The sequence below is a fragment of the Kitasatospora sp. NPDC057542 genome (genome assembly GCF_042801945.1).
GTDB lineage: Bacteria > Actinomycetota > Actinomycetes > Streptomycetales > Streptomycetaceae > Kitasatospora.
Genome location: NZ_JBHVFE010000297.1, coordinates 1 through 11,203, shown reverse-complemented (window position 1 = coordinate 11,203; position 11,203 = coordinate 1). Strand labels below are relative to the sequence as shown.

Below are 11,203 nucleotides of genomic sequence, written 5' to 3'. Positions count from 1 at the left end.
GCCGGCGTGGGTGTAAACGGCGTTTCCGGACTGGTCGAAGCGGTCGAGGACCTGGCCGCCGGTCTGGTTGCCTGTCGTGCCGGCCTGTCCGAAGGGCCTGCCGTCGTAAAACGTTCGGCCGCCGGACAGGGTATTGGCGGATGTGGCCTTGCCTGCGCAGGGCCCCTGGAAGGCGGTCACCTCCGAGACGAGCGTCAGCAGCTGCGGGTTGTCGCTGGCCGCGTAACCGGTGATGGTGCAGGTCTCCGGGGTGGCGGCGGTGCCGTCGCCCTTGTCGTCGACCTTGACCACGCGGTTTCCGTTGGCCGGTTCCGTGGTTGCGACCGAGGTGGTTGTACGCCACGTACCGTCGGCGAGCCGGGCTTTGGTGATCTTGGTGGTTTCGGAGTCCGGACGCCAGGCGAAGATCTGCGGCGCGCCCGCACTCTGGGCGTGGGTGGCAGACTTCTGCTGTCCGTTGTAGGTGGCGCCGGATATCGCTGTGACCGTGCCGCCGGCCTGGTCGAAGGTTTCGGCGGCGACGACGCGGCCGGCGAGCTGGGCGCTGTCGGTGACGTTGCCGCCGAGCGGGCTGGGGACTTGGACGCTGCGCTGGGTCTTACCGTCAGCGAGGTAGTCGCCGTCCATGCCGCGCAGGTAGGTGACCTTCTGCTGCGTCTTGGGAGCCTCGCCCGGGTTGGCGTTGCCGGTGGTGGTAGTCACCGACTGGTAGCCGCGGAACAGGTCCCAGGTGCGGGTCTTGGGGTCGGTGAACTCGGCGTCGTTGCGGTGCCATGCCGCCCCGCCGTTGTAGGTGTACTCGGTAGTTTTGGCGATGGCGGGAGTGCTGACGAGGTCCTGTTCGACGACGGTCCTGACGAGCGGCTTGTCGAACCAGTCGTTGACCGGGTCCTTGGAGGACTGGCCGGGCCGGTACCACTTGACGGGTATGCAGGACATCGTATTGCCGTCCTCGGAGGCCGGCATGCGGTTGTTGACCCGGGAGCATTCGGGATCGGTGTAGACGACGTCGATGCGCCCGCCCATTTCGGTGGTGATGCCCTGGATACGTGGGCGCATGAACATCTTCTCGGCCGGGTCGAGGCCGTCGACGCGGTTGGCCCGCATCTTGTACTGGAAGCTCACCGGCGGCAGGTTCTTCATCTCCGCCTGGCCGTTGCTTGGCACGCGCTGGACGGAGTCGAGCTGCAGGAGCCGCTTGGTGCCGTCGCCCGGGTCGGCAAGCTGCTGGTTGAGGTTCCAGGTGTCGACGATGCGGGGCGCGCTGTTGACCGTGATCTGGGTGTTGATTGTGGTCAGGCGCTTGGTGGTGAAGAACGTCGGCGCGATGTTGGCGCAGGTGTTGTCGGTGCAGATCTGGTCGACCGGTGTGTCCGGCCACGCGTTGGGGTTGCCGGCGCGCTTGCCCTCGGAGCAGTCGTTCGAGGCGTCGGGTATGCAGCGTTCGGCGACAGTGAAAAGGACCTTGGCCGCCGGGGCGGCGCCGCCCTGGCTGCCTTCTGCTCGTCCAGGCGCTGACCGTAGGCGATCTCCTTGAGGTAACCGGCCCGCTGGTAGTCGGTGAGGGTGCCGTTGCCACCGGCCTGGACGGAGCCGCGCTTGTACTTGTTGCCCTCGGTGGCGTACTTGAAGGTGGTCAGGTTGCCGTGCGGGTCGACCACGTAGTCGAGCTGCCAGCGCCAGGCCATCTGGCACCACGAGCTGTTTCCGCTGGCTGAGTTGTAGCAGGGGTCGCCGCTCTTGGGCGAGTACACCGGTACGGTCAGGACGGAGTTCGCAGCCGGATCGCTGCCGTCGCCGCCGGGCAGGTGGTTGAGGCCGAAGTAGTACTGGACACCGTCAGGCGTGGTGATCCGCCAGTACTCCATGCCCTGGTAGTCGATGTCGCCTGCGGCCTTCGGCGCCCCGGTGAGCTGCTCGACCTTGGTCCCGTCGTCGCTCTCCAGGTGCCAGCTTTTGAGGTCGTCGTCGCGGACGATAGCGCCGGAGTGGCCAGCGAGGGAGAGCGTCGCGTTCTGCCCGCCCCAGCACAGGTCGCCGGAGCCGGTGATGCCCGCCTTGTCACAGACCTTGTAGGAGCGTTCGATGAAGCCGGGCTCGTAGCCCCAGCCATCACCAATCCACGAGGGCTGCGCGTTGGTTGCGGACGTCTTGCCGTCCACATCAGCGGAGTTGTAGCTCAGCGCCACAGTTGGTGCCGTGCCACCGAGCGTGGGAGGCGCCTGGATCGGGTAGCTGTAGGTGAAGTTGCCAGTGCCGGTACCGGCGGTCCAAGCCGACGACGGCGAAAGGGATGTCGCGGTGTAGTTGCCCATGGCACCGGACGGTGAAGGTGCCGCGGCAAGGACCAGCGAGCCACCGCTGCCACCGGAGCTGTCTGCCACGGTGTGGACGGACGTATCGGTTGTAGTGAACGAGGCCTGCACGGTGCCGTCCTGCCCGCGCGGCCGGGTTGTCGGGGGCAGGGTGATGTCGGCGGTGATCTCGCCGTGCCCGTCAGCCTTCGCCGCAATCGGTGTCTGCGTGCGGCACTCAGGCTGGTCCGGCGTGGTCAGCGCACAGGACGGCAGGGCGACGAGAGAGGCCCGGTCGGACCAACTGGCCGCCTGCAGCGCCTTCAGGTCCAGGGTGACGCGTGCCGCACGCCCTTCGTTGGCGGCGGGTGCCTCGGCGTCGGACAGGGCGATGAGCGGGCCGGTGACACCGGCGGCTTTGCCCCTTTCCTGCGCGGTCACCTGGACGGTGACCGTGTGTGCGCTCTCTCCCTTGCCGGTGCCGGGAGCGACCCGGACAGCGAGGTCTCCGGCCTTCGAGCCGGTTGCGCCGCCGGAGGCGGGTGATGCGCCGCCAGTGGCGGCGCGCGCGGCCTGGGCGTCTGGGCTGTTGGCCCCCACGGTCACGGTTGCGCTGCCGGTCACCAGCGGCAGTACCGGTTCGGGTGTCCACGCCGGGGCTGCCGATGCGGGCGCGGGCGCGGGCGGCCTGGCGTCGTGTCCCTCGACCGAGACGGTGTCGTCGCCCAACGGGGTGTTCGGGGGAGTCCAGACCTTCCCCGTAGGTGTGGGGTACGTCCAAGCCATCGCCGGTGGCACAGTCGCCCCGGTCATGGCCAGGGCGACCATCGTCGCAACAGCAGGTGATCGCCATCGGCGGCGACCTGCTGGCCCTTCAGCCCGTTTCCGGGCGAGCCAAACCATCTGACGGCTCCTCATGAAAAGTAGACATAGCGTCAATTAGGCATGCTTCTGCCATGATCAGCGTGACGATAGGTAAAGGTGCGAACACGCCGCCAGGATGTTCGGCCTCCATGCATGAGAAATTTATGAAGCCTTGATCTTTGAATTCGGCTCTTGTTGGGACATGTCCAGCCAGAGCGGGCAGTCGGTTTGACCAATCGTCATGTCAGAGAACATCGTTCCCATCCGAACGCAGACTCGACAGGCGTCTGCCCATCGAGAGGGGCTCGGGAAAGAGACATGTCCACCACATCACAGACACCAGCAAACACGGCACCACCATCATCCATACGCAAGCGCGCCACTCGCCTGGCATCGCTCGGCGTGGGTTGCCTTCTTAGTGTCAGCGTGCTGGCCGCGCCATCTGCGTTGGCTGCGGACGGCGCTGTCCCGCCCACGCACGGTCCTGCGGGCGGAACGGCGCCAATCGTTCCGACGAAGCCCGCGCCGCCGCGCACGCCGCAGCAGCAGGCGATGCTGGACGCGATCGCCAAAGCCAAGTCGACCGGCAAGTCGGTCACCGTCGAGACGCTGACCGATGAGCTCTCGAGGACGGTCGCCAACCCGAACGGCACCCTGTCCACCACCGACAATGCCCAGGCCGTGCGGACCAAGCGCAGCGGAACCTGGACGGACATCGATCCGACGCTTAGGGCCAATACGGACGGCACACTCAGCCCGGCCGTGGCCGCGACCGGATTGACGTTCTCCGGTGGTGGAGCAGGCCCCATGGCCACCTTGACCACCGACGACGGCAAGAGCCTGGCGGTGAATGCCCCATTCCCGTTGCCGAAACCGTCCGTGGTCGGCGCCAATGCCACCTACTCCGATGTACTTCCCGGTGTGGACCTGCAGCTCACCGCGCTGCCCCAGGGCGGTTGGCGGGATGTCGTCATCGTCCGCACGAAGGAGGCGGCAGCGAGTCCGGCACTCAAGTCGCTCACCTTCCCCATCTCAGGGCAAGGCCTGTCCGTGGCCGCCGATACGTCCGGCGGGATGACCGTCGTCGACGACAAGGGAGCCACACGCTTCCGCTCCCCGGAGCCGCTGCAGTGGGACTCCAGCAAGCCGGTGAACTCCCCTGCCACTGAAGCCGCTCGGGCCTCCAGGAACGAAGCCCAGACGGTACTCGCCGCCGCGCCGACGCCAGCACCCTCGCAGAGCGGGACCGGGATCGCGTCGTCTGCCGAAGCGCCCGGTGACGGCGCCAACGTTGCTGCCATCACCACCAAGGTCACGCCATCGGCGATCGAGCTGACGCCGAACCAGGAGGCCCTGGGCTCCGGCGAGGGCCCCTGGTACCTCGACCCCTCCTTCGTCGCGGCCACCAGCTACACCCAGGGCTCCGTCGAGGTCCAGGAGAACCACAAGGACGCCAAGAACTACAACCTGAAGTCCAACGTGGCCACCGGCTACTGCGGCTACCACAGCACCGACCCGCGCCTGGACTGCGGCAGTGAGGGGCGCCAACGCGCCTACTTCCAGTTCGCCATCAACCCCGCGATCTACACGATCCCCCAGGGCGCCGAGTTCGCGCCCACCATCCAGAGCGCCACCTTCAACGGCCAGGTCACCGACGCCTCCGACATGAGGGCCAACACACCGTTCGTCGTCTGGTCGACCCCGGCCGGCAGCACCATCGGCACGGATACCAACTGGAACGCGCAACCGTGCGGAACCAACGGGAACGTCCCCATGGAGAACTGCTGGGGCATCAACGGCCAGTGGCTTATCGGCACCGGTCCGCTGGCCATCGACGTCACCCCGGCCATCAAGTCCCTGGCCGACGCGAAGGCCACGTACTGGACGGCCGGCATCGCCCCCACATCAACGAGTGGGACAGGAGCTACCGCCACTACCTGGCGAACAACCCCTCCATCACGACGACCTACGACATCACCCCCACCATCTGGTGGCCGCGTACCACACCCACCCCGGGCTTCGCGAGCAACAGCAGCACGGCCGCCTGCACCAGCGGTGGCGTGAACCCCTGGGACAATCCCGGCTGGGTCGGCAACAACCAGAACATCTATCTCACCGCAAACAGTTGGTCTCCCGCGGGCCAGCCGCTCTACACCGGCTACCACATGTGGGACGACAACGACCCTAACTTCAGCGCGCTTCCCGGAGCGTGGGGCGGAAGCTACAACGACCCCGGTCCGACCGTGGGCGTCGGATCGCTGTCGGACGGACACCAGTACGGCTGGCTCGCCCGTGTTACTGACGAGGCCCTCACCTCGCCCAATAGTGCCGCGTGCTACTTCCGCGTGGACAAGACCAACCCCCGTGTGAGCATCGGCTCCACCGATTTCCCGCCGCTGGGCACCCCGAACCCCAGTCCGGCCAAGTACATGAACGATCAGGGCACGTTCACCATTAACGCAGAGGACCCCGCCCCCGGACCGGGTTTGCAAGCCTCCGGCGTCGCCTGCGTACGGGTGAGTACCGACCCGACCCCGGTCGTGGGCTGGCAGTGCGGCCAGAGTGACACCCTGGCGCCCGGTGCGCCGTACAAGTATCAGGCACGTCGGTGGGGAACCAACACCCTATACGCCTGGGCTATGGACAATGCGGGCAACTACAGCCAGGCAGCCATATACAACTTCTACGTGGCTTGGAAGCCGGGCACGCAGCCCTTGTTCGGTGACATCGACAACGACCAGAAGGCCGACATTGTCCTTACCGACAAGAACGGTGACCTGCGGATCATCGGAGGCACATCCGACCCCTCCACCTCCACCGTTGCTCCCGCCAACACCGCACCCGGAAGCCGAGAGTACGGAACGACCTGGTCCGACTTCCAGATCAGCCACCATGGCGCCTTCTCAACCGGCCAGCCCGTCGATCAGCTCATCGTCCACTACATCAAGGACAAAGCGCCCGCGCTGAAGTCCTCGCTGTTCATGGTGCCCAATGATGGCACAGGGCACTTCGACACGTTCACGCCTATCCCGCTTCAGCGACCGATCTGCACGACGTACATCACCAACGCTCCCTGCGACGACTACAACAGCCAGGACTGGAGCAACATCTCACAGGTGATTGCTTTTGGTACCCCCAAGGGCGAAGCCGTCGGCCCCAAGGTCGGCGACCCGACGAAGAGTGTGTTCACCACCCAGACCTCCGTCATGACCCTGGAGAACAACAAGCTCTACCTCTTCAACCCTGCCGGCAACGCCTTCGGCAGCGCGACACTCATCCCCGCCGCCTCGGGCAGCTGGAACGACCTCGAGCTCATCAACCCCGGCGCCGCGAACGGTCCGACCACGAACCCCGTCACCAAGGCTGTCAAGAATCAGGCCACGCTCTGGGCCCGCAATCGCACCACCGGAGACATCTACGCCTACCCCCTCGGCTGGAACGCTGACGGCACCGTCGACTACTCCGCCCTCACGACGCCAGACAAGGGAATCAAACTCAGCACCACACCGGTGCCCGTGGCCACCTACCCCCGAATTGGTGCGGCGACCCTCTACGACGCAGACCTCGTCTCACTGTGGGCCGTCGGCACTGACAGCGCCATCACGATCTTCCCGGGCCAAAGCACCAGCGTGGCCGGCAAGGTCGACCGCCTTGGCGCGCCGCAGAGCGCGGGATACGCCGACGCGAGTCTCTCCGTCCACCCCAACACCGTGAGCTCGCAGTGCTTGGACGCTGAAGGAGGCCTTCGCGACGGCGCCGAGATCATCATCTACGGCTGCGGGAACACTGTGAACCAGCGGTTCAACTTCGCCATGGACGGCACCATTCGGGCTGGCAGCTACTGCCTCTCCACCAAGGACAACGCCCTCAGCGACGGCACCCGGACCGTCCTCACGACATGCAACGGCAGCACCGGCCAGAAGTGGACCGTGAGGTCCGACGGCCGCATCTACCTTCCGGCCACTGTGGACGCCGCGAACCCCGGCGGAAAGTGCCTCGAACTCCCCGGCTGGGCCACAAGCCAAGGCACCCGCGTTGGAATCTGGCCCTGCCTGGGCCAGCAGGCCAACCAACAGTGGATGGTCATGCCCGAGCGTACCCCGTAACAGACCAGCTAATTTGACATAGCAGAAAGGGCGGGGAGGCCGGATTTTCCGGTCTCCCCGCCCTTCCTGTGCACTCCCGTCACCCACGGATGGCAGCGCGGCTGGGGCGGTTATGAGGCATTGGACGGCACAGCTTAAACGAGGCCATCGAGACCTGAATGCCAGTTAGAACGAGTTCACCCACGGACACGGCATGCGCAGCTGCCGCTACCGAGGCCAGCCGAAAGCCCATCTACAGCACGTACTCACAGCCATCGCCGTAAACATCGAACGACTCAGCGGCCGGCAAGTCACGGAGGAAGCCCCCGTCACCGAGACCGCCGACCGCCTTCCAGACCTACCTGAACGAGAACGGCATCCCCCGGCCGAAGTCCTGGCGAAACCCAGGCACTTGAGCCCGATCGTCCGAGATCCCCAACAGAGTCAAGCTCAGCGCCGGGCAGCCCGGCTGGCTCTCAACTGGTGGCGCAAACGGGCGAGCTGAGGGTAGCTACTTGCAGCACCGGTCGACAGTAGCTCACTTCAAGGCCAGTGCGCGTTGGAAACCTGACAGCCTCGATTCCCAGCACTCCCTTCCGAGGGCCACCCATAGAGCCGAGATCGTCCAATTCCCCCATAGCCTCGGCAAAATCCCAGGACGACGTGGAGAACTCAGAGACTCCGGCGTCCGGGAGATCCGATAATCGAAACACCACCCGAGCATGCGGCCGAGGCCCGCGCCTTTCCATGGCATGCAGGCGGCGCACCTTCCAGGAGAGCGGGCAACCACACCTGACCCGCAAGTTGGCCAGTCCGAGAGTATATTTGCCGTCACAGAGATGGACGATCTTCCCCGCCACTCGCCGCACCATCCTCACGGAAACCGAGTCCATCCTGTCCATAGAGATGTCGATCTCGTCCGCCGCGACCACAAAGGCAGCCTCAGAGCCGACTCCCGCTGATTCCGGAGACCCCTGCAAGACCTCACGAATATTCGCGGCTGTCATGCGGTCATGAATGGCGAGCGACCATGGGTGAGCAGGGAATACAGACCGCCGGGAAAGCCGTTACGGAGGGTTTCGTTTCCAGCGACGGCGAAGAGGAAGAACATCGTCTCGAACTCCTCGGCCGTCAGCCCCGCTTCGAGCGCCCGGGAGAACAGGCCGCCCGGCGCGGGCCGCCTGGCCAGGCCGTGGGCGTAGGCGAACATGTCCGCCAGGGCGGCGCGGGAGCGGGGGTTGACCGGGCGGCCGTCCGGGCCGGTCCGGATGGTGGGGCGGTGGGCGAGCGAGGCACGGCCGAGGTCGGTGAGCGCGTCCGGATCGACGGTGCTGGAGTGGGCGTAGTCGGCGTCCTGGTAGCCGATCACCCGGTTCGCCCAGTCCAGCAGCAACCGCCGGTCCTGCTCCGGCACCCCCATCACCCGGGCCAGCGTCCACACCGGCAGGTCGGCCGCGAGCGGGACGAAGTCCGCGCGACCGGCCGGCCGCACCTCCTCGACCAGCTCCCGCACCCGGCCGTCGACCGCCTCCGCCAGCTCCGCCAGCGCACGCGGGGTGAACGCCGCGGCGACGATCCGGCGCAGCCGGGAGTGGTCGGGCGGGTCCTGGTTGAGCATCATCGTGCGGGCGAAGGCCAGGTCGGTCGGCGTGTCGGGGTCCCTGATCTGGGTCGCGCCGAGGCGTGAGGAGAAGTCCTCCGGGCTGCGCAGCACGTGCTTCACGTCCGCGTGCCGCAGCACCGCCCAGTAGCCGGGCCCGGTCGGCCAGTCCCCCACCGCCGGTTCCTCCACCCAGCAGACCGGTGCTTCGGCCCGCAGCTCGCGGAACAGGTCGTACGGCACGCCCTCGGCGTACGTGTCGGGGAGGAAGATCCGGTTCGCCCGCGCCTGGTCGAAGCCCATACCGACCGACCGTACGCCGCGCCCCGGCGGCCCACCAGGACGCGGGATGCCGCGGCTGCGCCGATCGGTGGCCGGGATCCCGTAGGGTCGGCCAATGGCGAAGTACTTCGACGTGCACCCAGAGTCCCCCCAGCCGCGCACCATCAGCACCGTGGCGGCCAGTCTCCGGTCCGGGGCCCTCATCGCGTACCCGACCGACTCCTGTTTCGCCCTGGGCTGCCGGTTGGACAACCGCGACGGCCTCGAACGGATCCGGTCGATCCGGCGCCTCGACGAGCGCCACCACTTCACTCTGATGTGCGTGGACTTCGCGCAGCTGGGGCAGTTCGTCCAACTCGACAACAACGTCTTCCGCGCCGTCAAGGCCGCGACACCGGGCAGCTACACCTTCATCCTCCCTGCCACCAAGGAGGTTCCGCGCCGCCTGATGCACCCGAAGAAGAAGACGGTCGGCGTCAGGATCCCCGACCACACCGTCACCAGGGCCCTGCTCACCGAACTCGGTGAGCCCCTGGTCTCCAGCACCCTGGTCCTCCCCGGCGAGGACGAACCGATGACCCAGGGGTGGGAGATCAAGGAGCGGCTCGACCACGTGCTGGACGCCGTGGTGGATTCGGGCGACTGCGGCACGGAACCGACGACGGTCGTCGACTTCTCGGGCGGCGGACCGGAGATCGTCCGGCGCGGGGCCGGCGACCCCGCCCGCTTCGAGTGACGGACCGGGCACACCCGCGGAGCGGCGACCGCACGACGGATCAACGAGGGCGGCTGAGCCTTCCATGGTGGAGGCCATTCGACACGCCGGGCGGTGGGGGCGAGCAGGTGCAGGGCTGGCAGGTCAGGAACGGCATCGACAACAGCACGGTCAACGGCAGCACGTTCCAGGCGCGCGAGCTGACCGTAGTCGAGGCCGGACGCACCGACGAAGCCGTCCGCCTCCAGGAACAGGTCCTCGCCGACCGCCGGCGCCTCCTCGACACCGACCACCCCGACACCCTGATGGCCCGCCACGACCTCGCCGCCGTCTACTGGAACGCCGGACGCCCGGATGAAGCGGTGGAGATGGTCCGCCAGGCAGTGGCGGACCTTGACCGCGTCCTCAGACCGGACCATCCGGACACCGTGCCGGCGAGGGCGAACCTGCTCGAAGTCGCCGGCGGTCCTCAGCCCGAGGCCGCCCAGGACAGCAGCAGCCGCAGCCCGTCGTCCGAGGGCGAGCCCGGGTCGGCGGTGTAGGTGACCAGGGCCTGGCCGGGGTCGTCGGCCGGGCGGAGGGTGTCGTAGGCGAGGTCGAGGGTGCCGGCGAGGGGGTGCCGGAAGGACTTCCTGCCCGAGGTCTTGTCGGCGACCGGGTGGTCCGCCCACATGTGCCGGAACTCCTCGCTGCCCAGGCAGAGTCGACCGACCAGCTCGGCGAGCAGCGGGTCGTCGGGGCGGCGGCCGGCTTCCAGGTGGAGGAAGGCGACGTTCTCCCGGGCGCAGCCCGCCCAGTCCGCGTAGAGCTCGCGGGAGGCCGGGTCCAGGAAGGTGATCCGGGCGATGTTGCGGTCCTCGACGGGCAGGGCGCCGTAGTCGCCGAACAACGCCACGGCGGCACGGTTCCAGGCCAGGACGTCCATCCGGTGGCCCATCACCACCGCCGGGGTGTGGTCGAGCTGTTCCAGCAGGTGCAGCAGGGAGGGGCGCGGCTGCTGGCGGGCGACGGAACGGCGGGCCCGGGCCGCGGGGCGGGCGAGGCGGTGGAGGTGGCCGGACTCGTCGGGGGCCAGGCGCAGGGCGCGGGCGACGGCGTCGAGGACGGCGTCGGACGGGTTGCCGACGCGGCCCTGTTCGAGACGGGTGTAGTAGTCGACGCTGACCCCGGCGAGGTGGGCGAGTTCCTCGCGGCGCAGCCCGGCGACCCGGCGCCGGCCACCGTAGTCGGGGAGGTCAACGTCCTCGGGCCGCAGGCCGGCACGACGGGTGCGGAGGAATTCGCTCAGGGCGCTGCTCGGGTTCACGGAACGGATTGACACCCGGACGAGTCCCGCCTTGCCTGCCCCTGCCAGGCCCAGGCA

General features: G+C 67.6%; 9 protein-coding genes and 1 pseudogene. 5 read left to right on the top strand and 5 right to left on the bottom strand.

From position 1 onward, the window contains the following. Both ACFU7Y_RS29760 and ACFU7Y_RS29755 read right to left on the bottom strand, forming a co-directional pair. Positions 1-1,167: pseudogene (locus ACFU7Y_RS29760) on the bottom strand (hypothetical protein); the annotation flags it as partial. Positions 1,168-1,295: 128 nt separating this feature from the next. Next, positions 1,296-3,023 carry a hypothetical protein gene (locus tag ACFU7Y_RS29755; protein ID WP_380770252.1) on the bottom strand — a complete coding sequence of 576 codons (1,728 nt, stop codon included), beginning with the start codon at positions 3,021-3,023 and terminating at the stop codon, positions 1,296-1,298. Positions 3,024-3,710: 687 nt separating this feature from the next. On the opposite strand from ACFU7Y_RS29755, the gene ACFU7Y_RS29750 reads away from it, so the two are divergent. The 3 genes from ACFU7Y_RS29750 (at position 3,711) to ACFU7Y_RS29740 (ending at position 7,748) form a co-directional block, all read left to right on the top strand. Continuing rightward, entirely contained in the window at positions 3,711-5,222 is a 1,512-nt protein-coding gene (locus ACFU7Y_RS29750) for a hypothetical protein (RefSeq protein ID WP_380770251.1), read from the top strand. Next, positions 5,219-7,264: a ricin-type beta-trefoil lectin domain protein gene (locus ACFU7Y_RS29745; protein ID WP_380770250.1), complete on the top strand. Its 2,046-nt coding sequence runs from the start codon at positions 5,219-5,221 to the stop codon at positions 7,262-7,264. The genes ACFU7Y_RS29750 and ACFU7Y_RS29745 overlap by 4 nt, the downstream gene beginning before the upstream one ends. Before the next feature lie 193 nt (positions 7,265-7,457). Beyond that, positions 7,458-7,748, top strand: a complete 291-nt coding sequence (locus ACFU7Y_RS29740; protein WP_380770249.1) for a hypothetical protein — start codon at positions 7,458-7,460, stop codon at positions 7,746-7,748. Here ACFU7Y_RS29740 and ACFU7Y_RS29735 read toward each other — a convergent pair. Together ACFU7Y_RS29735 and ACFU7Y_RS29730 are read right to left on the bottom strand one after the other, a co-directional pair. Then, positions 7,720-8,250 carry a hypothetical protein gene (locus ACFU7Y_RS29735; RefSeq protein WP_380770248.1) on the bottom strand — a complete coding sequence of 177 codons (531 nt, stop codon included), beginning with the start codon at positions 8,248-8,250 and terminating at the stop codon, positions 7,720-7,722. The two genes, ACFU7Y_RS29740 and ACFU7Y_RS29735, sit on opposite strands and share 29 nt — an antisense overlap. Beyond that, on the bottom strand, positions 8,247-9,146 hold the full coding sequence (locus ACFU7Y_RS29730; RefSeq protein ID WP_380770247.1) for a hypothetical protein: 900 nt from the start codon (positions 9,144-9,146) through the stop codon (positions 8,247-8,249). The genes ACFU7Y_RS29735 and ACFU7Y_RS29730 overlap by 4 nt, the downstream gene beginning before the upstream one ends. 94 nt (positions 9,147-9,240) lie before the next feature. On the opposite strand from ACFU7Y_RS29730, the gene ACFU7Y_RS29725 reads away from it, so the two are divergent. Beyond that, positions 9,241-9,861, top strand: coding sequence for an L-threonylcarbamoyladenylate synthase (locus ACFU7Y_RS29725; protein WP_224274463.1), 621 nt, complete (start codon positions 9,241-9,243; stop codon positions 9,859-9,861). A gap of 107 nt (positions 9,862-9,968) precedes the next feature. After that, positions 9,969-10,382 carry a tetratricopeptide repeat protein gene (locus ACFU7Y_RS29720; RefSeq protein ID WP_380770246.1) on the top strand — a complete coding sequence of 138 codons (414 nt, stop codon included), beginning with the start codon at positions 9,969-9,971 and terminating at the stop codon, positions 10,380-10,382. Here the strand turns inward: ACFU7Y_RS29720 and ACFU7Y_RS29715 are convergent. Then, entirely contained in the window at positions 10,310-11,200 is an 891-nt protein-coding gene (locus ACFU7Y_RS29715) for a helix-turn-helix domain-containing protein (protein ID WP_380770253.1), read from the bottom strand. The genes ACFU7Y_RS29720 and ACFU7Y_RS29715 overlap by 73 nt on opposite strands. Positions 11,201-11,203 lie beyond the last annotated feature (3 nt).